The sequence below is a fragment of the Micromonospora sp. L32 genome (assembly GCF_052068055.1).
GTDB lineage: Bacteria > Actinomycetota > Actinomycetes > Mycobacteriales > Micromonosporaceae > Micromonospora > Micromonospora purpureochromogenes.
Map to the genome: position 1 here is coordinate 84,213 of NZ_JBQHDD010000004.1, position 26,128 is coordinate 110,340.

General features: G+C 74.8%; 24 protein-coding genes and 1 pseudogene. 9 read left to right on the forward strand and 16 right to left on the reverse strand.

Features of this window, described 5'->3' with window-relative positions; all coding sequences use genetic code 11:
- Window positions 1–24: 24 nt before the first annotated feature.
- Window positions 25–1,215, reverse strand: a complete 1,191-nt coding sequence (locus ACTMTB_RS12260; RefSeq protein WP_441145128.1) for an FAD-dependent oxidoreductase — start codon at window positions 1,213–1,215, stop codon at window positions 25–27.
- An 11-nt stretch (window positions 1,216–1,226) separates the two neighbouring features.
- Window positions 1,227–2,417, reverse strand: a complete 1,191-nt coding sequence (gene lgt / locus ACTMTB_RS12265; RefSeq protein WP_441145130.1) for a prolipoprotein diacylglyceryl transferase — start codon at window positions 2,415–2,417, stop codon at window positions 1,227–1,229.
- Window positions 2,418–2,520: 103 nt separating this feature from the next.
- On the opposite strand from lgt, the gene ACTMTB_RS12270 reads away from it, so the two are divergent.
- Entirely contained in the window at window positions 2,521–3,057 is a 537-nt protein-coding gene (locus ACTMTB_RS12270; RefSeq protein ID WP_441145132.1) for an NUDIX hydrolase, read from the forward strand.
- Between the two features lie 305 nt (window positions 3,058–3,362).
- Here ACTMTB_RS12270 and trpA read toward each other — a convergent pair whose 3' ends face one another.
- From trpA to trpC, 3 genes are all read right to left on the reverse strand, one after another.
- Window positions 3,363–4,166, reverse strand: a complete 804-nt coding sequence (gene trpA / locus ACTMTB_RS12275) for a tryptophan synthase subunit alpha (RefSeq protein ID WP_154943786.1) — start codon at window positions 4,164–4,166, stop codon at window positions 3,363–3,365.
- A 4-nt stretch (window positions 4,167–4,170) separates the two neighbouring features.
- Entirely contained in the window at window positions 4,171–5,403 is a 1,233-nt protein-coding gene (gene trpB, locus ACTMTB_RS12280; RefSeq protein WP_441145134.1) for a tryptophan synthase subunit beta, read from the reverse strand.
- 120 nt (window positions 5,404–5,523) lie between these two features.
- Complete coding sequence (trpC, locus tag ACTMTB_RS12285) at window positions 5,524–6,327, reverse strand: indole-3-glycerol phosphate synthase TrpC (RefSeq protein WP_238451801.1); 804 nt, start codon at window positions 6,325–6,327, stop codon at window positions 5,524–5,526.
- Between the two features lie 487 nt (window positions 6,328–6,814).
- Between trpC and ACTMTB_RS12290 the strand changes: the two genes are divergently transcribed.
- Window positions 6,815–7,093: a hypothetical protein gene (locus ACTMTB_RS12290; RefSeq protein WP_154943793.1), complete on the forward strand. Its 279-nt coding sequence runs from the start codon at window positions 6,815–6,817 to the stop codon at window positions 7,091–7,093.
- On the opposite strand, the gene ACTMTB_RS12295 is transcribed toward ACTMTB_RS12290, so the two are convergent.
- From ACTMTB_RS12295 to ACTMTB_RS12320, 6 genes and pseudogenes are all read right to left on the reverse strand, one after another.
- Window positions 7,086–7,673 (reverse strand): Trp biosynthesis-associated membrane protein, encoded by a 588-nt coding sequence (locus tag ACTMTB_RS12295; protein WP_441145136.1) that lies wholly within the window; start codon window positions 7,671–7,673, stop codon window positions 7,086–7,088. The genes ACTMTB_RS12290 and ACTMTB_RS12295 overlap by 8 nt on opposite strands.
- A 20-nt stretch (window positions 7,674–7,693) precedes the next feature.
- A complete protein-coding gene (locus ACTMTB_RS12300; protein WP_441145138.1) occupies window positions 7,694–9,247 on the reverse strand; it encodes an anthranilate synthase component I in 1,554 nt (517 codons plus the stop codon).
- Between the two features lie 58 nt (window positions 9,248–9,305).
- A complete protein-coding gene (hisI, locus tag ACTMTB_RS12305) occupies window positions 9,306–9,716 on the reverse strand; it encodes a phosphoribosyl-AMP cyclohydrolase (RefSeq protein WP_441145899.1) in 411 nt (136 codons plus the stop codon).
- 168 nt (window positions 9,717–9,884) lie between these two features.
- Window positions 9,885–10,703, reverse strand: a pseudogene (locus tag ACTMTB_RS12310) (phosphoribosyl-AMP cyclohydrolase); the annotation flags it as partial.
- A 17-nt stretch (window positions 10,704–10,720) separates the two neighbouring features.
- A complete protein-coding gene (locus ACTMTB_RS12315; RefSeq protein ID WP_441145141.1) occupies window positions 10,721–11,725 on the reverse strand; it encodes an aldo/keto reductase in 1,005 nt (334 codons plus the stop codon).
- A complete protein-coding gene (locus ACTMTB_RS12320; protein WP_088961162.1) occupies window positions 11,722–12,108 on the reverse strand; it encodes a MerR family transcriptional regulator in 387 nt (128 codons plus the stop codon). The genes ACTMTB_RS12315 and ACTMTB_RS12320 overlap by 4 nt, the downstream gene beginning before the upstream one ends.
- Window positions 12,109–12,214: 106 nt before the next feature.
- Between ACTMTB_RS12320 and ACTMTB_RS12325 the strand changes: the two genes are divergently transcribed.
- Genes ACTMTB_RS12325 through ACTMTB_RS12335 form a run of 3 tightly spaced genes read left to right on the forward strand, consistent with a single transcriptional unit; the run spans window position 12,215 to window position 14,303 of the window.
- Window positions 12,215–12,955: an ABC transporter ATP-binding protein gene (locus ACTMTB_RS12325; RefSeq protein ID WP_441145144.1), complete on the forward strand. Its 741-nt coding sequence runs from the start codon at window positions 12,215–12,217 to the stop codon at window positions 12,953–12,955.
- A complete protein-coding gene (locus ACTMTB_RS12330; protein WP_441145146.1) occupies window positions 12,955–13,710 on the forward strand; it encodes an ABC transporter permease in 756 nt (251 codons plus the stop codon). The genes ACTMTB_RS12325 and ACTMTB_RS12330 overlap by 1 nt, the downstream gene beginning before the upstream one ends.
- Window positions 13,707–14,303, forward strand: a complete 597-nt coding sequence (locus ACTMTB_RS12335; protein WP_441145148.1) for a TetR/AcrR family transcriptional regulator — start codon at window positions 13,707–13,709, stop codon at window positions 14,301–14,303. The genes ACTMTB_RS12330 and ACTMTB_RS12335 overlap by 4 nt, the downstream gene beginning before the upstream one ends.
- Window positions 14,304–14,307: 4 nt before the next feature.
- On the opposite strand, the gene ACTMTB_RS12340 is transcribed toward ACTMTB_RS12335, so the two are convergent.
- Window positions 14,308–15,057, reverse strand: coding sequence for a DUF2470 domain-containing protein (locus ACTMTB_RS12340; RefSeq protein WP_441145149.1), 750 nt, complete (start codon window positions 15,055–15,057; stop codon window positions 14,308–14,310).
- 69 nt (window positions 15,058–15,126) lie between these two features.
- On the opposite strand from ACTMTB_RS12340, the gene rpsD reads away from it, so the two are divergent.
- On the forward strand, window positions 15,127–15,738 hold the full coding sequence (gene rpsD, locus ACTMTB_RS12345) for a 30S ribosomal protein S4 (protein WP_357614690.1): 612 nt from the start codon (window positions 15,127–15,129) through the stop codon (window positions 15,736–15,738).
- A gap of 45 nt (window positions 15,739–15,783) precedes the next feature.
- Here rpsD and ACTMTB_RS12350 read toward each other — a convergent pair whose 3' ends face one another.
- Window positions 15,784–17,589: an ABC transporter ATP-binding protein gene (locus ACTMTB_RS12350; protein WP_441145152.1), complete on the reverse strand. Its 1,806-nt coding sequence runs from the start codon at window positions 17,587–17,589 to the stop codon at window positions 15,784–15,786.
- Between the two features lie 55 nt (window positions 17,590–17,644).
- On the reverse strand, window positions 17,645–19,522 hold the full coding sequence (locus tag ACTMTB_RS12355; protein ID WP_441145154.1) for an ABC transporter ATP-binding protein: 1,878 nt from the start codon (window positions 19,520–19,522) through the stop codon (window positions 17,645–17,647).
- Between the two features lie 180 nt (window positions 19,523–19,702).
- On the opposite strand from ACTMTB_RS12355, the gene ACTMTB_RS12360 reads away from it, so the two are divergent.
- The 3 genes from ACTMTB_RS12360 (at window position 19,703) to ACTMTB_RS12370 (ending at window position 23,366) form a co-directional block, all read left to right on the forward strand.
- Window positions 19,703–20,332 (forward strand): TIGR03085 family metal-binding protein, encoded by a 630-nt coding sequence (locus tag ACTMTB_RS12360; protein ID WP_441145156.1) that lies wholly within the window; start codon window positions 19,703–19,705, stop codon window positions 20,330–20,332.
- Between the two features lie 127 nt (window positions 20,333–20,459).
- Window positions 20,460–21,401, forward strand: a complete 942-nt coding sequence (locus ACTMTB_RS12365) for a terpene synthase family protein (RefSeq protein ID WP_441145158.1) — start codon at window positions 20,460–20,462, stop codon at window positions 21,399–21,401.
- Window positions 21,402–21,539: 138 nt separating this feature from the next.
- Window positions 21,540–23,366 carry an AMP-dependent synthetase/ligase gene (locus ACTMTB_RS12370; RefSeq protein ID WP_441145160.1) on the forward strand — a complete coding sequence of 609 codons (1,827 nt, stop codon included), beginning with the start codon at window positions 21,540–21,542 and terminating at the stop codon, window positions 23,364–23,366.
- 58 nt (window positions 23,367–23,424) lie between these two features.
- Here the strand turns inward: ACTMTB_RS12370 and ACTMTB_RS12375 are convergent, their stop codons facing one another.
- The gene (locus ACTMTB_RS12375; protein WP_441145162.1) at window positions 23,425–24,762 is read right to left on the reverse strand and encodes a low temperature requirement protein A; all 1,338 of its coding nucleotides are present in this window, start codon (window positions 24,760–24,762) and stop codon (window positions 23,425–23,427) included.
- A gap of 72 nt (window positions 24,763–24,834) precedes the next feature.
- Window positions 24,835–26,124, reverse strand: a complete 1,290-nt coding sequence (locus ACTMTB_RS12380; protein WP_441145164.1) for a low temperature requirement protein A — start codon at window positions 26,122–26,124, stop codon at window positions 24,835–24,837.
- Window positions 26,125–26,128: the final 4 nt, after the last annotated feature.

A 26,128-nucleotide genomic window follows, 5' to 3' on the forward strand; every position in this document is an offset into this window, starting at 1 on the left:
GGGGCGGTGAGGGGGCGCGGTGGGTCAGGGGGTTGGGGGGCGCCACTGGGCGGCGGACGAGGCGGCGCTGGAGAGTAGGCGGGGGCTTATCGTGCCGAGGGCGGCGTCGCGGGCGCGCAGGGCCAGCCGGCCCCGGGCCTGCAGGACCGCCGACATCCGGCGGGTCTGCCGGACCACCGTCGCCGCGCGCGGGCGGCGCAACCGGTCGTACGCCTGCACGGCGTCGGGCAGTCGGGATTCGCGCAGCAGCGAGGAGAGGGTGGCCGCGTCCTCGAAGGCGAGGCAGGCGCCCTGCCCCAGGTGTGGCGGCATCGCGTGCGCCGCGTCGCCGAGCAGCACCACGCCACCGGGGCCGGCCGGAAAGCCGTACGTCCGGGGCAGCGGGCGCAGCTCGCGGACCTCCTGCTGCACCAGGTCGGCCGGTTCGGTGGCGTCGAGCAGCTCGCCGATCGGCGCGGGCCAGCCGGCGTACCAGCGCTTGAGCAGGGCGAGCTGGGTCTCCGGCGGCTCGGGCCGGGGCGCTCCGGCGGCGGTGGCGACCCAGTAAATGCCGCCCCGGCGGGAGGCGCCGGAGGAGCCGCGCTCGCCCAGCGAGGCGGCTACGAAGCGGTAGCCCGCCCCCAGCACCTCCCCGCCGAGCGGCTGGTCGGCCGGCAGCCGGGGCGCCCGGTACCAGGGGATCACCGCGCGCCAGGCCGCGCAGCCGGAGCTGATCACCGCCGAGGAGGGGGCGAGCTGGCGGCGTACCGCGCTGTCGGTGCCGTCGGCCGCCACCACCAGGTCGGCCTCGAACAGGTGCCCGGCGGTGCCCACCGCGGGCCGCTGTCCGGGGCGGACCCGGACGGTGTCCACGGCCACGCCGGTGCGCAGCTCCACCCGGTCGCCGAGCCCGGCGATCAGCGCGTCGTGCAGGTCCTCCCGGTGCACCACCACCGGCATCCGGTCGGCCGGCGTCGGGCGCGGCTGCACCAGCCAGTGCCCGTCCGGCCGGCGCACCCCGGCGTCGGGCAGCGGGGTGGCGATCGCGTCCAGGCCCGCGCCGAGGCCGAGCGCGTGCAGCGCGCGTACCCCGTTGGGCCAGAGCACCACGGCCGTGGCTTCCGGACGGACCCGGTCCGCCCGTTCCAGCAGGGTGACCTGCCAGCCGGAGCGGGCCAGCGTGCCGGCCACCGCCAGCCCGCCGAGCCCGGCGCCGACCACCACCGCGGTGCGCATCCCCGCCCCGCTCAGCTGTCCCGGTCGGCGGGCCGGGCGCCGGCGGCGCCCGCCCGGTCGTCCCGCTCCGGGACGTCCTCGTCGCCCACGGGCGGCGCCTCGTCGTCGGCGTGCGCGGCCTCGTCGTCGGCGTCGGTCGGGGTTTCGTCGTCGGTCGCCGTGGTCTCCTCGGCGGCGGGTTCGTCGGGGACCTCGCCGGTCTCCCGGTACGCCTGGAACTGCTCCTCGCTGACCGTCCGGTAGCCCTCCGGGGCGACCGCCCGGGGCCCGTTCTCGGTGCGGGAGAGGTCGACCTGGGAGATGTCCCCACCGGCCGGCGGCACTTCCGTGGTCGGCACGCCCACCGGGATCAGGTACTCGCGGGGGCCGCGGACCCGGAGGAAGTAGATCAGCGCGCCGAGGAAGACCAGGGCGGCGGTCCAGACGTTGAGGCGCACGCCGAGGATCTGGTTCGCCTCGTCGGTGCGCATCAGCTCGATCCAGAACCGACCGACGGTGTAGCCCATCACGTAGAGCGCGAAGGCCCGACCCCTGCCCAGCTTGAACCGGCGGTCGAGGGCGAACACCAGGGCGGCGACGCCGACGTTCCACAGCGCCTCGTAGAGGAACGTCGGGTGGTAGAGCCCGGGCTGCAGCACCGGCTGGCCGGCGGGGTCGCGCTGCGCCTGACCCGGGTCGGCCGGGTCCATCTTGTGGATCTCCAGCCCCCAGGGCAGCGTGGTGCGGCCGCCGTAGAGCTCGTTGTTGAACCAGTTGCCGAACCGGCCGACCGCCTGGGCCAGCGGCAGGCCGGGGGCGAGCGCGTCGGCCACCACCGCGAACGGGATGCCGAGCTGCCGGGCGGCGATCCAGGCGCCGACCGCGCCACCGGCGACCGCGCCCCAGATGCCCAGCCCACCCTCGTGGATGTAGAACACCTTGAGCCAGTCCCCGCCGGCGCCGAAGTACTTCTCCGGCGAGGTGATCACGTGGTAGATCCGAGCGCCGACGATGCCGGCCGGGACCGCCCAGACCGCGATGTCGAGCACCGCGCCCGGGGCCACGCCGCGCTGGCGCAGCCGGCGCTCGGTGACCCAGCAGGCCAGCACGATGCCGAGGATGATGCAGAGCGCGTAGGCCCGGATCGGCACCGGCCCGAGCTGCCAGACCGCGGTGGTCGGGCTCGGCAGGGCCGCCTGGGGGCTCAACGAGGCGAGGGTCACGGCTGCAAAGGCTACCGTTGCCGACCGCATCCGCGGCACCCCGGTCCGGCGAGGTTCGCGCGCCGGCTGACTTCCGGTTTGCCGGCCCGTACGCTCTTTGTCCATGAGCACGCTCACCTGGGCGGTCGCCGCGGTCCTGACCGACGAGGCCGGTCGGGTGCTGCTGTGCCGGCGCGACCGGGGCGGGCGGTGGGCGTTGCCCGGTGGGCGGCTGCACCGGCCGGGGTGCCCGACCGCAGCGGTGGCGGGCGAGGTCCGGCGGGAGACCGGGTTCGCGGTCGATATCGTCGATCTGGTCGGCCTCTACCACCTCAGCGGCTCGCCCTGCGGCGGGCCGTCGACGCCGGACCCGCAGCCCGACGTCCTGGTGCACGTGTTCCGGGCGCGTACCGGCCGGGACGCGGCCGAGACGCCGCCGGCCGGCTGCACGCTCTCCTGGCACCTGCCGGAGCGGCTGCCCGCGGAGGTCACCCCGGTCACCCGGGCCGCCGTCGCCGACGCCCGGGCCGGGTGCTCAGGGGTGCTGCGCGACCTGCGCCCCGACCCGGCCACGACGACCCCGGTGGGTCCGCAGTCCCGGGCGGGCGATTCCGTGCCGCCCGCGCCGCGCACCGGGTCGGCCGTCCGGCCCACTCCCTGACCGGGCGCCCGAGGACGCCTCCCCGTTTGCGGCGTGTCGCGGTGTCCCGGCTTCGGGATACCGCGACACGCCGCAAACGGTGTCGATCATGCCGGCCGTCGCCGAACACCGGCCCGGTCGCGAGGGCGCGGGCACGGTCAGGGAACACCGCCACGGGCACGGGCGGCCGGGGCGCCGGGACGGGCCGCCGGGACGGGCCGCCGGGGCGCCGGGACGGGCCGCCGGGGCGCCGGGACAGGAAGCCGGGGCGCCGGGACAGGAAGCCGGGGCGCCGGGACAGGCGGCGGCGACGGGGGCGGTGCGGGTCAGCGGACGGGGTGGCGGACGCCCTCGGCGAGTTCGGCGCTGAGCGTGCGCAGGGCGGTCAGCCCGGCGGCCGGGTCCGGGGCGTCGAGCACGCAGCGGACCAGGGCGCTGCCCACGATCACGCCGTCGGCGTAGCCGGCGACCGTGGCGGCCTGGGCGCCGGTGCCCACGCCGAGGCCGACGCCGACCGGCAGGTCGGTGACCTCGCGGAGCCGGGAGACCAGGACCGGCGCGGCCTCCGAGGTCTGCGCCCGGGCGCCGGTGACCCCCATGATCGCGGTGGCGTAGACGAAGCCCCGGCAGTGCTCGACGGTCATCTTCAGCCGGGCGTCGGTGGACGACGGCGAGACCAGGAACGTGCGGTCCAGGCCGTGGGCGTCCGAGGCGGCCAGCCACTCGCCGGCCTCGTCGGGGATCAGGTCCGGGGTGATCAGGCCGGTGCCGCCGGCGGCGGCGAGGTCGCGGGCGAACGCGTCGACGCCGTACTGCTCGATCGGGTTCCAGTAGGTCATGGTGACCACCGGGGCGCCGGTGGCGGCGACCGCCTCGACGATCCGCAGGGTGTCCGCGGTGCGGACCCCGCCGGCCAGGGCGATGTCACTGGCCTTCTGGATCACCGGCCCGTCCATCACCGGGTCGGAGTAGGGGATCTCCACCTCGATGACGTCGACGCCCGCCTCGACCATGGCGGTCATCGCGGCGATGCTGCCCTCGACGGTCGGGAAGCCGGCCGGCATGCAGCCGACCAGCAGGGCCCGCCCGTCGGCGCGGGCCTTGTCGAAGGCCACCCCGATCCGACTCACGCTGTCACTCCTTGTCGAGGATGCCGAAGTACTCGCCGGCGGTGTGCACGTCCTTGTCACCCCGACCGGACAGGTTGACCACGATGACCGGCTCCCGGCCGAGTTCGGCGGTGAGTCGGGGAGCGATCCGCAGCGCGCCGGCCAGCGCGTGCGAGCTCTCGATCGCCGGGATGATCCCCTCGGTACGGCAGAGCAGCTCGAACGCGGCCATCGCCTCCGCGTCGGTCACCGGCTCGTACGTGGCCCGGCCGCTGTCGTGCAGCCAGGCGTGCTCCGGCCCGACGCCCGGGTAGTCCAGCCCGGCGGAGATCGAGTGCGACTCGATGGTCTGGCCGTCGGCGTCCTGGAGCACGTACGTGCGGGTGCCGTGCAGCACGCCCGAGCTGCCGCCGGTGATGCTGGCCGCGTGCCGGCCGGTCTCCACCCCGTCGCCGCCGGCCTCGAAGCCGTACAGCCGCACGTCGGTGTCGCCGACGAAGGCGTGGAAGATGCCCAGCGCGTTGGAGCCGCCGCCGACGCAGGCGGCGACCGCGTCCGGCAGCGCGCCGGTCAGGTCGAGGCACTGCTGGCGAGCCTCCTCGCCGATGCCCCTGACGAAGTCCCGGACCATCTCCGGGAACGGATGCGGGCCGGCGGCGGTGCCGATCAGGTAGTGGGTGTCGTCGACGTTGGCCACCCAGTCCCGCATGGCCTCGTTCATCGCGTCCTTGAGGGTGCGCGAGCCGGTGGTGACCGGGACGACGGTGGCGCCGAGCATCCGCATCCGGGCCACGTTGAGCGCCTGCCGCTGGGTGTCGACCTCGCCCATGTAGACCACGCACTCGAGGTCGAACAGGGCGGCGGCGGTGGCGGTGGCCACGCCGTGCTGGCCGGCGCCGGTCTCGGCGATCACCCGCTTCTTGCCCATCCGCCTGGTGAGCAGCGCCTGACCCAGCACGTTGCGCACCTTGTGCGCCCCGGTGTGGTTGAGGTCCTCCCGCTTGAGCAGCACCCGGGCGCCCACCTTGGCGGAGAACCGCTCGGCGGAGTACAGCAGCGACGGGGTGCCGGCGTAGTCGCGCAGCAGGGCGTGGAACTCGGCGAGGAACGCCTCGTCGGTCATCGCCTTGCGGTACGCGGCGTCCAGCTCGTCCAGCGCCGCGACCAGCGCCTCCGGCACGAACCGGCCGCCGAAGCGGCCGAAGTGACCGGCGGCGTCGGGAAGCTGACCGGCCGGGGCCGAGGCGTTGGCGCTCATGCCGTCACCTCCCTACGGTCGGCGACGCCATGAGGCACTGGCGCACCGCGCCGGATGATTCGCTCGCTGCGCTCGCTCAAGGCGGTGTCCTCTCGCTGCTGACGTCTCCCGGGCGCGGGCTCAGCGCACCGGGCGGGGCGTGGCCGGGTGGTTGCCGGCGTTGACCAGCTCGGCGACCGCCTCGCGGGGGCTCTTCTGGGTGACCAGGCCCTCGCCCACCAGCACGGCGTCGGCGCCGGCCGAGGCGTACCGGATGAGGTCGTGCGGGCCACGCACGCCGGATTCCGCGATCTTGACGACGCTGCTGGGCAGGCCGGGCGCGATCCGCTCGAAGACCGACCGGTCGACCTCCAGGGTACGCAGGTCGCGGGCGTTGACCCCGATCACCTGCGCGCCGGCCTCCAGGGCGCGGTCGGCCTCCTCCTCGTCGTGCACCTCGACCAGGGCGGTCATGCCGAGCGACTCGATCCGCTCCAGCAGACCCATCAGCACGTTCTGTTCGAGGGCGGCGACGATCAGCAGCACCAGGTCGGCGCCGTGCGCGCGCGCCTCGTGCACCTGGTAGCTGGAGACCACGAAGTCCTTGCGCAGCACCGGGACCCGGACGGCGGCCCGGACGGCGGCCAGGTCGTCCAGCGAACCGCCGAACCAGCGCCCCTCGGTCAGCACGCTGATCGCCCGCGCGCCGCCGGAGGCGTACTGCCCGGCCAGGTCGGCCGGGTCGGCGATCTCGGCCAGCCGGCCCTTGGACGGCGAGGAACGCTTGACCTCGGCGATCACGGCCACCCCGGGCCGGCGCAGGGCCGCGTACGCGTCCAGCGGCGGCGGGGCGGCGGCGGCCAGCTCGCGGATCCGCTCCAGCGGAACCTGCTCCTGCCGCCGCGCCACGTCCTCCCGGACGCCGGCCAGGATCTCGTCGAGCACGCTTCCGGACGCCGCCGAACCGGCCTCGTCCCCCTCCGCGTGCCCATGCTCAGCAGTCACCAACGGACTCCCCTCTCCGGGTGTCATGGGCCGATGCTAGGGGGCGCCTGGTGACGACGGGTGCCGGGGGTATGGCGCTCCTCACGAAATGGGCTGTGGCATGATGGCCGACTTCCGGTGAACGCGATGTCACGCAGCGCCACGATGTCCATCGACCGGCCCTTACGCCCCGCTCCGGGTCGTCGCGCGAGCATCCACCGTGGCCCATGGACCATGAGAGCACGGCCGCCCGGTCCCCGCATCACGGCGACGCCCGTCGATGCTGTGACGAAGGTCAAGGAAGAACGGCCCTACCCTGGTCGTTCGCTCCGACGGACAGTTGATCCGCCCGTCACCACGGTGAAACGTGAGCCGGGCAGCGTGTCCACCGGGCAGACTCGATGACGCGCCTGCCGAGACGTCGGACTCCTCCTGTTGGGGTGACCTCATGAGCACGACCGGGCCGAACTCCACCGCCCTCGGACTGACCACCCTTTCGCGCACCGTCGCCTCGTTGGCCGTCGGCGTGGTGCACACCCTGGAACGCGCCGTGGTCGGCGAGGGCCGGGTGCGTACCGCGCGCGGCAACGCCTGGGAGGCGGTCTGCGCCGACCGGGCCCGCGCCGACCAGCGGGCCGAGCTGGACCGCCTGGTGGCCGAGCTGGCCGCCGCCCGGGCCGCGGCCCGGGACCGCCGCGAGGTCCGCGAGCGCCAGCCGGTCAGCTGACCGTCGGGTCCTCGCCCCGGTCGAGGGCATCCCACGCCTCGCGGGTGCCCCGCTCGGTGGCCGGGCGCCCGTCGGCCCCCGCCGGCGCCCCGGCGCCGGAGTGGCGCTCGTACCGGGCGCCCATCGCCGGCCAGCGCTGACCGCGCGCCGCGGTGAGCGCGCCGCCGAGCGCCGCCAGCAACCCGCCGAGCAGGCAGAGCGCCGGCCAGTGCCGGCTCACCTCGCCGTCGAACGCGGCGACCAGCCCGTACCCGCCGCCCGCCGCCACCGCCGCGCCGAGCAGGGCCAGCAGCCCGCCCAGCAGGCGCCGGACCCGGCCCCTGGTGGCCAGTACCGCACCGCCCCCGGCCAGCCCGACCAGCGCCAGCGCCGACAGCCACGGCAGCAGGTCCGCGCCGGTGCGGCCCGGCCGCGCCGACGGCAGCGATCCGCGCGGGGTCACCTCCACCGACCAGGTCCGGGTCGCCGCCCAGAAGGCGAGGCCCGCCCCGGCCAGGCAGAGCAGCACCGCGTACGTCAACTCGCGCCGGCCCGACCCGGCCGGCGTACCCGCCTCGGCGGGCGTGTCCGGACCGCTCACCGGGCCACTCGTCGGGCCGCTCACCGGGCCGGCCGGAGGGTTTCGGCGGCGGCAATGGCGGCGAGCACCGCGGCGGCCTTGTTCCGGGTCTCCTGGTCCTCGCCGGCGGGATCGGAATCGGCCACCACCCCGGCCCCGGCCTGCACGTACGCCCGCCCGTCGCGGATCAGCGCGGTGCGGATGGCGATGGCCATGTCCAGGTCGCCGCCGAAGCCGAAGTAGCCCACGGTGCCGCCGTAGATGCCGCGCCGGACCGGCTCCAGCTCCTCAATGATCTCCATGGCGCGCACCTTCGGGGCACCGGAGAGGGTGCCGGCCGGGAAGGTCGCGGCGAGCGCGTCGAAGGCCGTCCGGTCGTCGCGCAGCGTGCCGACCACGGTCGAGACGATGTGCATCACGTGGCTGTACCGCTCGATGGTGGCGAACTCCGGCACCTCCACCGTGCCCGGACGGCACACCCGGCCCAGGTCGTTGCGGCCCAGGTCGACCAGCATCACGTGCTCGGCCCGCTCCTTGGGGTCGGCGAGCAGCTCGGCGGCGAGCCGGGTGTCGGCGTCCGCGGTGGCGCCGCGCGGCCGGGTGCCGGCGATCGGGTGCAGCAGCGCCCGCCGCTGGCCGTCCGGACCGGCGTTGACCTTCAGGTGCGCCTCCGGCGACGAGCCGACGATGTCGAAGCCGTCGAAGCGCAGCAGGTACATGTACGGGCTGGGGTTGGTGGTGCGCAGCACCCGGTAGACGTCCAGCGGGTCGGCGCGGGTGTCCCGCTCGAAGCGCTGGGCGAGCACGATCTGGAAGCACTCTCCGGCGCGGATCGCCTCCTTGGCCGCCTCGACCGCCTTCGGGTAGCCGCCCTCCGGGGTACGGCTGACCACCTCGCCGGCCGGCGGTCGGCCCACGGTGGAGATCATGGGCGGAATCGGTCGGGACAGCGCGGTGGTCATCGCGTCGAGCCGCCCCACCGCGTGGTGGTACGCCGCCGCGACCAGCGGCTCCCGATCCGGCGCGTCCAGCGGCGGCAGCACCGCGTTGGCGACCAGGATCGCCGAGCCGTCGTAGTGGTCGAGCACCACCAGGTCGGTCGCGAGCATCATGCCCAGCTCCGGCACCCCGAGGTCGTCCTCGGTCAGCTCGGGCAGCCGCTCGAAGCGCCGGATCAGGTCGTAGCCCAGGTAGCCGACCATGCCGCCGGTCAGCGGCGGCATGTCGCTGGCCGGGTCCCAGACCGGGCCGGCCAGGGCCTCGACGGTCTCGCGCAGCACCTCGACCGGGTCGCCGGAGGACGGCACGCCGACGGGGGGCTGGCCGGTCCAGACCGCGACGCCGTCCCGCTCGACCAGGGTCGCGCCGCTGCGCACGCCGATGAACGAGTACCGCGACCAGGACATCCCGGCCGAGCCGACGCCCTGCTCGGCGGACTCCAGCAGGAAGGTGCCCGGGCCGCCGGCGAGCTTGCGGTAGACCCCGACCGGGGTCTCCGCGTCGGCCAGCAGCCGCCGGGTCACCGGCACCACCCGCCAGCGGGCGGCCAGCTGGGTGAAGCTGCCCAGGTCGGGGCTCAGGGTGCCGTCGGTCATCGCCGGGCCTGCCTCTCGTCCGCGCCGGCGCGGTCCGGCCGCGCCCCGCTGTCCGCGCTCACCGCTGGGTCCCCGCGCCGCTGACCGGCAGCTCGGTGAAGAAGCAGGTGCGGTGCCCGGTGTGACAGGCCGCCCCCACCTGGTCGACGTTGACCAGCAGCGCGTCACCGTCGCAGTCCAGCGCGACCGAGCGGACGTACTGGTGGTGCCCGGAGGTGGCTCCCTTGACCCAGTACTCCTGCCGGCTGCGCGACCAGTAGGTGGCCCGGCCGGTGGTCAGCGTGCGGTGCAACGCCTCGTCGTCCATCCAGGCGACCATCAGCACCTCGCCGGTGTCGTGCTGGCGCACCACCGCGGCGACCAGGCCGTCGGGGGTGCGGCGCAGCCGGGCGGCGACGGCCGGATCGAGACGCGACGGGCGCACCGCGCCAGCGTCGGCGTCGCTCGGGGAAGAGTCAGTCACGGGCACAGTGACCCATTGTCCCGCACGCGGTGCGGGGACCTGCGGGGCGTACCCGCCCCGGCGGGCGGGCCGGGCGAGCTGGGCGACGTAGCGGTCGAGCCGCCCGTCGGCGAGCGCCGCCGCCAGGTCCGGCCCGGCCACCTCCGCGACCCGGTCGGCGTACGGGCGGACCAGCGGGAGGACCCCGGCGACCAGGCGCGCCGCGGCGGCCCCGAGCTGGCCGGTGGAGGCGGGGCGCAGCCCGAGGCAGAGCAGCATGTCGTCGCGGTAGCCGGGCGGGGCGACCGGCAGCGTGAGCGCGGCGGCGAAGGCGCCCCGCCGGGACACCACCCGGACGCTCGGGTTGGCCAGCCGCAGCACCGAGGGGCAGAGCCGGGCCAGGTCGGCGGCGGCCAGGCGTACCCCGAGCTGGTCGCCGGCGGCGCGGGCGGCGGCCACCTTGCCCAGCGTGGCGACCAACTCCTCCAGCCGGGGCTCGCCGGCGGGCTGGCAGAGCACCGGCAGGTCGATCCGGGGCCGCCAGCCCTCCTCCGCCCAGAGCAGCCGGACCGGCGCGGTGACCGGCAGGCCGAACGCCCAGTCGGCCGGCTCGCCGAGCCGGTCCACCCAGGAGCGGACGTCCCGGGCGGCCACCGACACGTGCACCAGCCGGCCGTCCACCTCGACCAGGTACGCCTGCCGCGCGGCGTACGGGGTGGGGCCGGGGCCGGTGGACCGGCCCGTCTCGCCGGAGGTCGGCGAGGCGGGGCGGTCGTCGTCGGCGACGAGCACGTCGAGGTCGACGTCGCTGTGCGCGGTGGCGGCCCGTCGGGCGTGGCTGCCGCGCAGCAGGATCCCGACGACGGGGCGTTCGGCGCCCTCGCGCAGCCGGGTCGCCCAGTCGTCGAAGAAGGTGCCCGCCAACAACGGAGCGTGATCCACCGCGCCATCCTGCCGCTGCGCGCCATCGGGCCGCAATGCCCGATGACGGACACGGTGTCCGATGACGGACACCGTGTCCGATCAGGAGGCTAGTGCCCCACGGTTCGCATTGATGCCTCGGGATACCTTTCGCCGGCCACCGCGCCGGCGGGAACCGCCGCGCCCAGCCGGTCCCGCTGTTCCGGGGTGAGCCGGATGTCGGCCGCCGCGGCGTTCTCCTCCAGGTAGCGGACCCGCTTGGTGCCGGGGATCGGCAGGATGTCCTCGCCCTGGGCCAGCAGCCAGGCCAGCGCGGCCTGGGCCGGGGTGCAGCCGATCTCCTCGGCCACCGCGCGCACCGCCGCGACCAGCCGCAGGTTGGCGTCCAGGTTGCCCTCGGCGAAGCGCGGCACGCCGGCCCGCCAGTCGTCGGCGGCGAGCTGGTCGCGACCGCTGATCGCCCCGGTGAGCAGACCCCGCCCGACCGGGGAGTACGCCACCAGCACCACTCCCAGCTCCCGGCAGGTGGCCAGCATCTCCCCCTCGACGTCCCGGGTGAACAGCGAGTACTCCATCTGGACCGCGGTGACCGGGTGCACCGCGTGCGCCGCCCGCAGCGTCGCCGGGCTGACCTCGCTGAGCCCGATCAGGCGGACCTTGCCGGCCTCGACCAACTCGGCCAGCGCGCCGACGGTCTCCTCGATCGGGGTGCGCGGGTCGCGCCGGTGCAGGTAGTACAGGTCGATGGTGTCGACCCCGAGCCGGCCCAGCGAGGCGTCGCAGGCCTCCCGGGCCCAGGCGGCGCTGCTGTCCACGTACGCGCCGGGGGTGCCGGTGCCACCGAAGCTGTCGCCGCTGGTGCGGTTGCCGAACTTGGTGGCCAGGAAGACCTCGTCGCGGCGGGCCCGCACCACCGGGGCGAGTAGCCGCTCGTTCGCGCCGGCGCCGTACATGTCGGCGGTGTCCAGGTGGTTGACGCCCAGGTCCAGGGCCCGGTGCAGGGTACGGGTGGACTCGGCGTCGTCGCGACCGCCGTAGGCGAAACTCATCCCCATGCAGCCCAGCCCGATGGCCGAGACCTCGGGGCCGGTGGCCCCCATCCGGCGGCGGATCATCGGCCCTCCTCGGCCCGGCGGTAGAGGTCGATCTTGTAGTTGAGCACCTTCAGGTCCTCCTCCAGTTCGGCCATCCGGGCCAGCACCCGGGCCCGGTGCGCCTCGAACAGCGCCCGCCGGGCGCCGAGCGTGCGGTCGCCCTGCCGGGCCAGTTCGGCGTACCGGCGCATGTCGCGCACCGGCATCCCGGTGCGGCGCAGCCGGGTGAGCAGGAGCAGCCAGTCCAGGTCGGACTCGGTGTAGCGGCGGCGCCCCGCCGAGTCCCGGCCGACCGGGGCGACGAGCCCCTCCTGCTCGTACCAGCGCAGCGTGTAGGTGGTCAGGCCGACCCGGGCCGCCGCCTCGCCCACGGAGAGGGCCGGTTCCTGCGTGCTGATGTCCACGCCACCCAGGCTTCCAGTTCGAGAGCACTCGAAGTCAACCGTTGCGTCGGTCCGGGTATCTCATCTAGCGTTGAGTTCAACAGCTGATGAGTTTTGGAGGTGGGCGGTGGAGAACGCGATCACGGTCCGCGACCTGGTCGTCGACCGGGGCCGGCGGAGGGTGCTGCACGGCATCGACTGCACCGTCCCCCGGGGCTCGGTGACCGGGCTGCTCGGGCCCAGCGGCAGCGGCAAGACCACCCTGATGCGGGCGGTGGTGGGGGTCCAGGTGATCGACTCGGGCACGGTCACCGTGCTGGGCCGGCCGGCCGGCTCGGCCGACCTGCGCCACCGGGTCGGCTACCTGACCCAGGCGCCCAGCGTCTACGCCGACCTGACGGTCCGGGAGAACGCCCGCTACTTCGCGGCGCTGCAGGGCCGGCACGCGGCCGACGCCGACCGGGCGGTCGCCGACGTCGGGCTGGCCGACGCGGCCACCCAGCTGGTCGGCACCCTCTCCGGCGGGCAGCGCAGCCGGGCCTCGCTGGCCTGCGCCCTGGTCGGCGACCCCGAGCTGGTCATCCTCGACGAGCCGACGGTCGGCCAGGACCCGGTGCTGCGGGCCGACCTGTGGGCCCGGTTCCACGAGATGGCGGCGGCCGGCACGACGCTGCTGGTGTCCAGCCACGTGATGGACGAGGCGGCCCGCTGCGACCGGCTGCTGCTGATCCGGGAGGGTCGGCTGGTCGCCGACGACACTCCCGACGCGGTCCGGGAGCGCACCGGGGTCGACGACCTGGAGGAGGCGTTCCTGCGGTTGATCCGGTCGAGCGAGGCGGGCCAGCAGCCCGCCGCCAAGGAGGCGTGATGAGTGCGAGAATTCTGGCCGTCACCACCGGGCGCATCCTGCGCCAGCTGCGGCACGACAAGCGCACGGTGGCGCTGCTGGTGGTGGTGCCGACGGTGCTGCTGACCCTGGTCTACTACATGTACGCCGACCAGCCCACCGTCCCCGGGCAGCCGTCGACCTTCGACCGGATCGCCCTGATCATGCTGGGCTTCTTCCCGTTCATCGTGATGTTCCTGGTGACCAGCATCGCGATGCTGCGCGAGCGCACCACCGGCACGCTGGAACGGCTGCTCACCACGCCGCTGCACAAGCTCGACCTGCTCTTCGGCTACGGCATCGCGTTCGGGCTGGCCGGGGCCGTGCAGGCGACCATTGCCGCGGGCGTGGCGTACTGGCTGCTCGGGATGGAGACCGCCGGCAGCGCCGGGCTGGTCATCCTGGTCGCGGCGCTGAACGCCGTGCTGGCCGTGGCGCTCGGGCTGTTCTGCAGCGCCTTCGCCCGCACCGAGTTCCAGGCGGTCCAGTTCATGCCGGTCGTGGTCGCCCCGCAGCTGCTGCTCTGCGGGCTCTTCGTGCCGCGCGGCCAGATGGCCGGCTGGCTCCAGGCGGTCAGCGACGCGCTCCCCCTGTCGTACGCGGTCGAGGCCCTGCAGGAGGTCGGCGCGCACGCCGAGCCGACCGGGACCATGTGGCGGGACGTGGCGATCGTCGCCGGCGCGGCGGTGGCGGCCCTGGTGCTCGCGGCGGCGACCCTGCGGCGGCGCAGCGGATGACGCCGCGCCGCACCGGCCGGCGCCCCGGCAACCCGGACACCCGGCAGGCCATCCTCGCGGCGGCCCGGACGACCTTCGCCGAGCGCGGCTTCGACGCGGCCTCGATCCGGGTCATCGCCGCCGCCGCGGGGGTCGATCCGGCCCTGGTGCACCACTACTTCGGCAGCAAGGAGGAGCTCTTCCGGGCCACCGTCGAGATCCCGCTGGACCCGGCGGAGCTGCTCCCCGTCGTGCTGGCCGGCGGGGTGGACGGCGTCGGCGAGCGGCTGGTCCGGACGTTCCTCGGGGTGTGGGACTCGCCGGCCGGCAAGGCGGCGGTGGCCCTGCTCCGCTCGGCGGTGAACAACGACTGGACGGCCCGGCTGCTGCGCGAGTTCCTGGTCACCCAGGTGCTGCGCCGGGTGCTCGACCACCTCGACGTCCCGCCGGCGGAGCTGCCGCTGCGCGGCTCGCTGGTGGCCACCCAGATGATCGGCCTGGCCATGATGCGGTACGTCATCCGGCTGGAGCCGGTGGCCTCCACCGACCCGGAGACCCTGGTCGCGGCGCTCGGCCCGACCGTGCAGCGCTACCTCACCGGCGACCTGGCCTGAGCGGTCAGCGCCCGTCGGCCGCCGGGCGGGCGCTGGCCGCGCGCGGGCAGAGCATCGGGTGCAGCAGCCGGGACAGCTCCGCCGGGTCGGCCACCGGGTGCGGGAAGGCCAGCCGGGCCCGCCGCCGGTCGCCGGGCCCGCCGTACGCGACCACCAGGCCGTACCGGTCCAGCCGCACCACCCGGGGCCGGCCGCCGGTCAGGTCGAGGTGGTCGCGCAGGTACGCGGTGACCTGCGCCTCGTGGTGGTCGGTGAGGTCGGCAAGCAGCTCGGGCTCGATCGCGTGCAGCGGGTCCGGCTCGGCGGCGGCGTACTCCCCGGGGTCGACGCGGCGCACGGAGTCGGCGCCCTCCAGGCGGGCCTCGACCACCTCGAACCGGTGCAGCCGGAACCGGGTGCCGACGTCGAGCAGGTCACCGGTCGGGTCGACGGCCGCGAAGTCGGCGGCGCCGCGCCGGGCCTCCGCGCCCCGCAGCGGCGCCGCCCAGCCGGAGATCCAGGCCCGGCCGAGCGACGGCGCGCCCGGCGCCGGGGGCAGGTCCAGCACGTCGAGCACCACGGCGACGTCGTCGTCGGCCCCGGGGTCCAGCTCGGCGGCGAGGTCACTGACCACCGGCACGAGCATCAGCACCCCTCCCTCCGGGTCGGTGGCGTGCCGGACGTGGTACGGGCCCGGGCGGTGCGCGAGGTGCACCAGACCGGGCAGCCGACCGGCGACCAGGGTGCGGACGATCTCGGCGGGGCTCGGTCCCATCGGGGCTCCTCCTGCATAGGTTAGGCTTACCTAAGTAGCAGCCTAGAACACCCGAGCGGAGACGTCCACGTGAACCACCCCCGCCCCAAGGCCCGCCTCTCCCGGGCCCTCGGCATCCCACTGACCCGCAAGTGCGTCCAGTACCTCGAACGCCGCCCCTACCCGCCGGGCGTGCACGGCCGAGCCCGCCGGCGCACCTCCGACTACCAGGTCCGGCTGCTGGAGAAGCAGCGGCTGCGGCACCAGTACAACGTCAGCGAGGTACAGCTGCGCCGCGCCTTCGAGGAGGCGGCGCGGGGCGCCGGCAAGACCGGCGAGACGCTGGTCGCGCTCCTGGAACGGCGGCTGGACGCGGTGGTGCACCGCGCCGGCCTGGCCCGCAGCATCTACCAGGCCCGGCAACTGGTCGCCCACGGGCACCTCACCGTCGACGGGCGCAAGGTCGACCGGCCGTCGTACCGGCTGCGGCCCGGTCAGGTGGTCGCCGTCCGCGAGCGCAGCCGGCAGCTGCCGCCCTTCCAGCTCGCCGCCACCGGGGCGAACGCGGACGAGGGGCCCGGCCGGCCGTACCTGTCGGTCGACCTGACCGGCCTGCGGGCCACCCTGCTGCGCGAGCCGGCCCGGCACGAGGTGCCGGTGATCTGCGACGAGCAGCTGGTGGTCGAGCACTACTCCCGGTGAGCCGCCCGGATCCGGCGCGCGACGCGCCGGATCCGGCTCAACGGTTCAGCGGGTCTGCTCCAGCCAGGAGGCGTAGAGCAGGGCGTAGACCGACTCCGGGTCGCGGACCAGCTCGTCGTGCGGGCCGCGCTGCACGATCCGGCCCCGGTCCACCACGATCACCTCGTCGGCCGCCTGCGCGGTGGAGAGCCGGTGCGCGATGGCCAGGGTGGTCCGGCCGCGGGTCACCGCGTCCAGCGTGCGTTGCAGGCGTACCTCGGTGGCCGGGTCGACGGCGCTGGTGGCCTCGTCGAGGACCAGCAGGTCCGGATCGGCCACGTACGCCCGGGCGAGCGCGACCAGCTGCCGCTCACCCACGCTCAGCGACTCGCCCCGCTCGCCGACCGCGGTGGCCAGCCCCGACGGCAGGCCGTCCAGCCAGTCGGCCAGCCCCAGCTCGGTGAAGGCCGCGGTGAGTTGCGCGTCGGTCAACTCGGGGCGGGCGAAGCGGACGTTGTCGCCGACCGTGGCGTCGAAGAGGAAACCGTCCTGCGGCACCATCACCACCCGGGCGCGCAGCGAGTCGAACCGCACCCGGTCCAGCGGCACCCCGGAGAGCAGCACCTGCCCGTCGGTGGGGTCCATCAGCCGGGTGAGCAGCTTGGCGAAGGTGGTCTTGCCGCTGCCGGTCTCGCCGACCACCGCCACCCGGCTCTTCGCCGGGATGTCGAGGGTGACGTCGTGCAGCACCGGCGGGCCGCCCGGGTACGCGAACGTCACCCCGGCGAAGCGGATGTCCAGCGGGCCCGGCGGCAGCTCCCGCCCCTGCTCGCCCGGGTCGGCCACGTCCGGCGCGACGTCGAGCACGTCCAGCACCCGACGCCAGCCGGCGATGGCGTTCTGCGCCTCGTTGAGCACCTCGGTGGCGATCTGCACCGGCTGGATGAAGAGCGTGACCAGGAACAGGAACGCGGTGAGCTGGCCGATGGAGAGCGAGCCGTCCACGCCGAGCAGCACCCCGAGGACCACCACTCCGGCCAGCGCCAGGCCGGCGGCCAGCTCTCCCACCGAGCTGCCCAGGATGCTGATCCGGATCGCCCGCTGCTGGGCGTGCTGCTGCCCCTCGATCGCGGTGTCGAGCCGCCGGGCGGTGCGCCCCGCGATGCCGTACGCCCGGATCACCGGCGCGCCGACCACGCTCTCGGCGATCGTGCCGAGCAGGGTGCCCGTCCGCTGCCGGACCACGCCGTAGGCGGCGCCGAGCCGACGCTGGAGCTGCCGGATCACCAGCACCGCCGGCGCGAAGGCGACGAGCACCACCAGGGTCAACTTCCAGGAGTACGCCAGCATCACGGCCGTGGTGACAACGAGCTGGCCGAGGTTGACGAGCAGGATCACGCCGCCCCACTGGAGGAACTGGGTGATCTGGTCGACGTCGCTGGTCACCCGGGAGACCAGCGACCCGCGCCGCTCGGACTGCTGGTGCAGCATCGACAGGTCGTGCACGTGCCGGAACGCCCGGGTCCGGACGTTGGCCAGCGCGGTCTCGCTGACCGTGAACAGCCGGCGCATCATCAGGTACCCGCAGCCGGTGGTGACCACCAGCACCGCCGCGGTGATCGCGACCACCCGCCACACCACGGCCAGGTCCAGGCCGCCGACGATGCCGCCGTCGATGCCCCGCTGCACGGCGACCGGCACGGCAACCCGGCCGACCATGTACACCAGGGCCAGCGCGAGGGTGCCGGCCAGCCCGATCCGCAGCTCCGGGGAGAGCGCCAGGCCGCGCCGCAGCGTCCGCCAGGTCGTCTCGGGACGCTCCTGCGGCTCCTCGCGCCGCTCCGGCTCCGCCGTTGTCGCGCTGGCGCTCACCGGGCCGACCTTTCGTTCGCGACTGCGGGGCTCCGCTCCGCTGCACTCCTCGCGCTCACCGGTCCACCTCGATCTCCAGGCCCGAGGTCAGCGGCGCGACCTCGTCGTACGTGCGGTTCTGCTCGCGTTCGTGCTCGGCCTGCTCGTACGCGGTCACCAGATCGGCGTAGCCGGGCACGGTGGCGAGCAGCTCGGTGTGCGTGCCCCGGGCCACCACCCGCCCCTGCTCCACGTAGATCACCTCGTCGGCGAGGGCGATGGTCGCCCGCCGGTACGCGACCACCAGGATCGACGCGGCGGCGCCCTGCCCCCCGGTCGGAGCGCGCAGCCCGGCCAGGATGGCCGCCTCCACCCTCGGGTCGACGGCGCTGGTCGCGTCGTCGAGCACCAGCAGCCGGGGCCGGCCGGCGAGCGCCCGGGCCAGGGTGAGCCGCTGCCGCTGCCCGCCGGAGAGCGAGGTGCCCCGCTCGCCGACCATGGTGTCCAGCCCCTCGGGCAGCGCGGCGACGAAGCCGTCCGCCTCGGCCAGCCGCAGCGCGGCCCACACGTCCTCGTCGCCGATGCCCGGCCGGTCCAGCGTGATGTTGGCCCGTACGGTGTCGTCGAAGACGAACGGCACCTGGGCGACCAGGGCGACCGTCGCCGCCAGCGAGTCCGCGGCCAGCTCGCGCACGTCGACGCCGTCCAGGGCCACCGTGCCGGCGTGCGGGTCGACCAGGCGCACGGCCAGCGAGGCGATGGTGGACTTGCCGGCGCCGGTCGGGCCGACCAGGGCGACCGTCTTCCCGGCCGGCACGGTGAAGGTGACCTCGCCGAGCACCTCCGTGCCGGGCAGGTGCGCCTCGGCCGGCTCGTAGGAGAAGCAGACGCCGGCGAAGGCGAGCGTGGCGGGTGTCGGCTCGGCCCGGTCGAGCCGACGCTCGCCGTACGGCATCTCGCCGGTGGCGTCCAGGACCCGGCGGACCCGGTCCCAGCCGGCGACGCTGCGTGGCAGCTCGGCGAGGACCCAGCCGATGGCCCGCACCGGGAAGGCCAGCACGGTGAAGAGGAAGGCGACGCTGACCAGCTCGGCGACGCTGATCGCGCCCGCCCGCAGCCGGAACGCCCCGACCACCAGCACGGCGAGGGTGCCGAGGCTGGGCAGGGTCTCCAGCAACGGGTCGAAGACGCCGCGCAGCCGGCCGACGGAGATCAGCGCGTCGCGCAGCTCGCCGGCCCGGGCGGAGAACCGGGCGGTCTCCTCGGCCTCGCGGCCCATCGTCTTGACCACCAGGGCGCCGTCGAAGCTCTCGTGGGCGATGCCGCTGACCTCGGCGCGCAGCCGCTGGGCGCGGGCCTGCCGGGGCGCCATCCGCCGGGAGTAGACCACGTTGAGCGCGAAGAGCGCGGGGAAGACGGCCAGCCCGACCAGGGCCAGCGCCCAGTCGGTGAGGAAGAGCGAGACGACCGCCCCGACCAGCATGACCAGGGTGCCGACGGCGAACGGCAGCGGGGCGATCGGGTACCAGGCCGCCTCCACGTCGGAGTTTGCGTTGGACAGCAGGGTGCCGGTGGCGTTGCGCTGGTGCCAGGCCAGCGGCAGGTCGAGGTAGCGGCGGGTGACCCGGCGCCGGTACGCGGCCTGGAGGCGGAACTGCATGTAGCCGGCGCCGAGCCGGCGGCCGAAGATGCCCACCACCCGCAGCACGCTGATGCCGAACAGCGCCGCCGCGGCCAGGACCAGCGCACTCGTCCCGACGTCGCCCCGGGCGACGGCCGGCACCACCACCTCGCCGACCACCGCGCCCACCACGTACGCGCTGGCGATGACCATGAGGCCGAAGAGCACGCTGCCGCTCACCGCTACCGCGAAGATCCGCGGTTGTTCCCGGATCGCCCGCCCGAGGACCCACAGCCCTCTGCCGAGCACGTCCCGACTTGTCCCGCTCGCCACACTGTCCCCCGCCGTAAGCCGCACTGTTCCCCCTCATCCTTACCGCTCCCGGCCACCTCCGCCGACCCGGACCCGGTATGTCCGCCGTCACGTGCGCTCCGGCACGCTCCGGCGCACCCCGGTCACCACGGCCCGCGCTCCGGCGCGCCGACACCCGCCGGCGCGCCTACCATCTCCCTCATGCCGCGGTACGCCCGATCGGAGCGCGAGGCGCTCGTCGATCTCATGCTGGAGCTGGGACCGGACGCACCGACCGTCAACGAGGGATGGACGACCCGCGACCTCGCCGCCCATCTGGTGGTGCGCGAGCGCCGCCCGGACGCCGCCGGCGGCATCGTGCTGCCGCCTTTGCGCGGGTACGCCGAGCGGGTGCGCCGGCGGATCGCCGCCCGCCCCTGGGCGGAGCTGGTCGGCCTGGTGCGCCGCCCGCCGCTGTGGAGCCCGGTGAGCAACCCGCTCACCGACGAGCTGGCCAACACCCTGGAGTTCTTCATCCACCACGAGGACGTCCGCCGGGCTGCGGCGGGATGGCAGCCGCGTGACCTGCCGGCCGGCCTGCGGGCGCGGCTGTGGAAGCGGGCCTCCCTGATGGCCCGGGCGGCGTTGCGCCGGTTCCCGGCCGACCTGCTGGTGCAGGCGCCCGGTCACGGCGAGCTGTCGGTGGGGCGGGGCGGCGAACGGCTCCGGCTGGTCGGGTCGCCGGGCGAGTTGGCGCTCTTCCTCTCGGGCCGGCAGCGGGTGGCCCGGGTCCAGGTCGACGGCTCCGCTCCCCTCGCCGACCGGCTCCGCCACGCCTCGCTCGGCCTCTGACCTCCCGGCCGGTGGAACCGGTCAGGAGGAGTTTTCCCACCATGCGCGCCCAGCGATTCCCGCCAATGTGAGGTGTCGTACTCTTCTGCGCGCCGATCCCGTTCCGGGCGGCGGACAGGGGGGCACCATGCGCGGCATCGCCGGGTCGGGACTGCACGAGCCCCCCTTCCCCGCCCGGCGGCACCCCGCCACCGGCCGGGTCGGCGCGGAAAGCCTGAGCTGGGCCCGGAGCCTCGGGCTGGTCGAGGACGGGCCGCGCTGGCACCGGCTGCGGGCCGCCGACGCCGCCGAACTCGCCGGCCGGGCCTGCCCACGGGCGCCGGTGGACCGGCTGCGGCTGCTCACCGACCTGATCACCTGGCTCTTCGTGGTGGACGACAGCTGCGACGAGGACGACCTGGGGGCCGAGCCGGGCCGGCTCGCGCCGACCGTCGGCGCGCTGCTGGACGTCCTCGACCGGCACGGCGCCGACGGCGGGGCGGCGCCCGCCGACGGTCCGCTGGGCGCCGCGCTGGCCGACATCTGCTGGCGGGTACGCGAGCACCGCCGCCCGGCGCTGCTGCTGCGGCTGGTGGCCCAGTTGCGCGAGTACCTGCTGGCCCTGCTCTGGGAGGCGGCCAACCGGCAGCACCGGCGGGTGCCGGAGCTGCCCGAGTACCTCCAGCTGCGCCGGCACACCGGCGGCGTACGCCCCAGCCTCACCCTGACCGACCTGGCGTACGACGTCCGGCCGGGCCCGGGAGGGCGCACCGACCCGGCGGTGCTCGCCCTCGACGACCTCACCACCGACCTGGTCTGCTGGTGCAACGACCTCTTCTCGCACCGCAAGGAGCTGCGCGGCGCGCCCGACCCGCACAACCTGGTCACCGTCATCGCGGCCCGCACCGGGCAGGACGTCGACAGCGCCGTCCGCACGGCGGCCGGACTGTTCAACGACCGGCTGGACCGCTACCTCGCCGGCGAGGCGGCGCTGGCCGGTGAGCCGGCCATGGCACCCTTGCTGGAGGTCCGCCGGTCCTGGATCCGGGCCACCTACGACTGGTCGCTGCGAGCCGTCCGGTACGCCTGAGCGTTCCACCTCGCGGGACACAGGCGGCTCGCAGCTTTCGGGGCTAGCCGAGGCCCGGGTGCAGGCAATACTCTTCGGTAACCGCAGAACGGCGTGACCCCCGTCACGTCCATCCACCCCCTGAAGGCGGCTACAGCGATGGTTCTCGATGTACCGTACCGTTCCATTCCCGACATGTTCCTCAAGCGCGTGGCCGCCAGCCCCGACCGGCACGCTTTCGCCCACCCGGGCCCGGACGAGTCCGGCCCCGTCTGGCTGACGTGGGAGCAGGTCGGCCAGCGGGCCAAGGCGGTCGCCGCCGGCCTGCACGCACTGGGCGTCGGCCAGGAGGATCCGGTGGCGATCCTGGCCAACACCCGGCTGGACTGGGTGATCGCCGATTTCGGCATCATGTGCGCCGGCGGCGCGACCACCACGGTCTACCCCACCACCGAGCCCGAGGACGCGGTCTACATCATCGCCGACTCCGGCTCCCGGGTGCTCTTCGCCGAGAACCCGGCCCAGGCTGCCAAGATCGCCGGGGCGGAGCTTCCCGCGCTCACCCACGTGGTGCTCTTCGACGGCGCCGTCGACCCGGCCGCGGCCGTACCCCAGCTCACCCTCGCGGAGCTGGAGGAGCAGGGCGCGGCGCGGCTGGCGGCCGAGCCGGACCTGGTCGAGCGCCTCGTCGCCCCGATCGGCCCGGAGCACCTGGCCACCCTGATCTACACCTCGGGCACCACCGGCCGACCCAAGGGCGTCGAGCTCCTGCACGGCGGCTGGTGCTGGGAGGGCGTGGCGCAGGCCGAGATGGGGCTGCTGCGCGACGACGACCTGCAGTACCTCTGGCTTCCGCTGTCGCACTCGTTCGGCAAGACGCTGCTCTGCGGCGCCACCCACGTCGGCCTGCCGACGTACGTGGACGGGCGGGTCGACAAGCTGGTCGACCTGCTCGGCGTGGTCCGGCCGACGCTGATGTGCGGCGCGCCCCGGGTCTTCGAGAAGGTCTACAACAAGGCGGTCACCACGGCCCAGAGCGCCGGCGGCGCGAAGGCGAAGATCTTCGCCTGGGGGGTGCGTGTCGGCAAGGAGAAGGTCGCGCTGGAGCAGGCCGGCCAGCCGGTCCCGGCGGGGCTGAAGCTGAAGTACGCGCTGGCCGAGAAGCTGGTCTTCAGCAAGCTCCAGGCCCGTCTCGGCGGCCGGATGCGGGTGCTGGTCTCCGGCGCGGCGCCGCTGAGCAAGGAGATCGCCACCTTCTTCGCCGCCGCGAACCTGCCCATCTCCGAGGGGTACGGCCTGACCGAGACCAGTGCCGGCAACTTCGTCAACCCGCCGGAGGGGCTGCGCATCGGCACCGTCGGCAGGGCGATGGGCGACCTGGAGTGCCGGATCGACACCGACGGCGAGATCCTGGTCAGGGGCACGCCGGTGATGCGCGGCTACCACAACCTGCCCGAGGAGACGAAGGCCGCGTTCACCGAGGACGGCTTCTTCCGCACCGGCGACATCGGCAGCCTCGACGACGACGGCTACCTCCGGATCACCGACCGCAAGAAGGACCTGGTCAAGACCTCCGGCGGCAAGTACATCGCCCCGTCGCACATCGAGGGCATGTTCAAGGCGATCTGCCCGTACACCTCGCAGGCGATCGTGGTCGGCCAGGCCCGCAACTACTGCACCATGCTGGTCACCCTGGACCCGGACGCGATCAAGGGCTGGACGGCCGGCGGCCCGCTGGAGGGCCGGGACTACGCCGAGGTCGTGGCCTCCCCCGAGGCGAAGGCCATGGTCGAGGAGTACGTCGCGCAGCTCAACGCGAAGCTCAACCGGTGGGAGACGATCAAGAAGGTCACCATCCTGCCGCGCGACCTGACCATCGAGCACGGCGAGATCACCCCGTCTCTCAAGATCAAGCGACGCGGCGTGGAGACCAACTTCGCCGCCGAGATCGACAAGATGTACGAGGGCACGCTGGCCGAGCTCTGACCGTCTCGGGTGGCCGTGGCCGGTTCCTCCGCCGGGCACGGCCACCCGGGGCGTCCGCTCACAGGCGCTCGCCCCGCCACCTGCTCTGCTCTGCCTCCGACGCCTCCTGCTCCGCCAGCGCCACCTGCCGGGTCCGGCGCCGGCGCGGGCCGTCGACCATCGTCTGCGCCCCGGTGGAGGCGACGCAGACCAGCGCCAGCAGCCCCACCGCGGCCAGTTCCGGCACCCGGCTGGACAGCGGCCCGAGCGCCGCGAGCAGCACCACCGTCGCCAGCGGCACCCACCGCACCTCGCCCCACGCCCGCCACCCCAGCCCGGCCAGGCCGAGCAGGTAGGCGGCCACTCCGCCGTGCAGCACCAGCACCCAGAAGCCGCCCAGCGGCTCCCCCCAGGCCGGCGTGCTCGGGTCCGCACCCTCGGCCAGCAGGTCCTTGAGCCCCAGGGCGACGAAGATGATCCCGGCGATCAGCGGCAGGTGCAGGTAGGTGTAGGCGTCCCGGGCGAGGCGCGCCCGCACGGCGGGTTCCCGGGTCCCGTGCAGCGCCTGCTCCAACGCCAGGGCGAGGGTGTCGAAGTAGGCCCACCACAGCGCCGAGATGACCGCGATGCCGAGCACGGCGGTCACCATGACCGGCCAGGTCAGCGGCAGCTCGGTGAGGAACCGCGGGCCGAAGCCCAGCGCGATGACCGACTCGCCGAGCGCGACCAGCACGATCAGCGCGTGCCGTTCCGCCCAGTGCCCGGCCGACAGCACCGCCCAGTACGCGCCGCCCAGCAGCACGCCCGCCCCGTACTCGACCAGGAGGGCCGACGACCACAGCAGCAGCCGGAGCCACCCCTCGGCGGCGCCGTCGGCCAACCGGTGCGGCAGCAGGGCGGCGGTGACCAGCAGCGCGGTCGCGATCACCGGCGGGCTGGCCAGCAGCAGCCACCGCCGGCGACGGGCCGGGTCGGGCCACTCCACCCAGCCGAGGACCGCCAGCTGCGACATCCGGACCACGAAGTAGCAACCGGCGAAGACGAGCGGGCCGTTCAACCCGCCCGGCCGGTCCACGAACGCCGTGGGCATGCTCAGCGCGAGCAGGAAGGTGGCGGCCAGGGTGACGAAGCCGATCAGCGGCAGCACCCCCCGGTCGGTGCGGACCGCGTTGCCGACCGTGGCGAACCCGGTCCAGCACCACCAGAGCAGCGACAGCACCAGCAGGCAGCCGATCAGGTTGGCCACCGACGGCCGGCTCGACGTCACCGTGGTGACGGTGAGGAAGGCGAACACGAAGACGACGTCGTAGTACAGCTCGAGCCGGGTGGTCCGGGACCCGGGCGCGCCGGGGCGGACCCTGCGCGACCACCGTTGGCCGCCGCCCGCCGCACCCGGCCGCCGGTCCGCTGCCCCCACCCCCGCAGTGTTCCAGCGGGCCCGGCGCGGCCGGTGTGGATCGGCGCAACCCCACCCGGGCGGGCGGCCGGTCTAGTGGTCGGACGCCGGGGCGGATCCGCGCTCGGCGAGGAAGGCGTCGCGCAGCTTGCGCCGGGCGTCGCCGAAGAGCACCACCTCGACCGCGATCATCCCGACGCAGACCACGGCGAGCAGCCCGAGGGCGGCCAGCGCCGGCAGCCGGTCGGCGACCGGGATCAGCAGCACCAGCAGCACGGCGGTCACCGCCCGCGGCCGGTTGACCGAACGCATGTTGCGCAGCCGGAAGCCGAGGTGGCCGAGGAGGTAGAGGATCACCCCGCCGTAGAGGGCGTACAGGCCGATGCCGTGCAGCGGGTCGGTCAGCTCGTGTTCGGTGCCGTCGCCCACGTACGACAGAACCTTCTTGAGGCCGAGGGCGAGCAGGATGATGCCGGCCACCATCGGCAGGTGCAGGTACGTGTAGGAGTCGCGGGCCAGCGCGGCCCGCTCGGCGCCCTCGGCCCGGGCCAGCACCCGCTCGGCGGCGATCGACACCACGTCGAAGTAGGCCCACCAGAGCGCCGCCGCCACCGCGACGCCGAGGAACGAGGCGACGATGATGGGCCAGGAGATCGGCAGCGCGGTCACCCCGACCCCGATCGCCACCAGCGACTCGCCGAGCGCGACGATGATGATCAGCCCGTGCCGCTCGGTCCAGTGGGCGGCCGAGTAGACCCGCCAGCCGCTCGCGCCGATGGCCATGATGCCGCCGTAGTCGAGGGCGAGGGCGAGTCCCCAGAGCGCCGTCCGGATGACGTCCTCCTGGCGCGGGGAGTCGGCGAGCTGCTGGGGCAGCAGGGCGGCGGTGAACAGCAGGGTGGCCCCGGCCAGCATCGGCAGGGCCGCCCGCAGCAGTTGCCGGCGCAGCGCGGCGTCGTCCCGGGCCCGGGCGGCGCGCCAGTAGATCACCAGGTGCAGCACCCGGACCACCAGGTAGCCGGCCGCGAAGACGGCCGGCCCGGAGAGCCCGCCGGGCAGGTCGGTGAACGCCTCGGGAATGGTCACCGCGACGACGAACATGGTGCCCATCACCGCGAACAGCGCCACCCGGACCACCCCCTCGTCGGCGCGCACCGTGTTGCCCAGCCAGGCGTAACAGCACCAGCACCACCAGAGCAGGGCCAGCAGGAGCAGCCCGTGCAGCATGCCCCACCAGGTCAGGTCCTTCGCCATCAGCGCGGTCACCTGGGTGAGCGCGTAGACGAAGACCAGGTCGAAGAAGAGCTCCAGCGGGGTGACCGAGGCGCCCTCGGTCACGGCCCGCATCCGCGGCGCGCGCCGCGTCGTACCGCCGTCCGTCACGGCG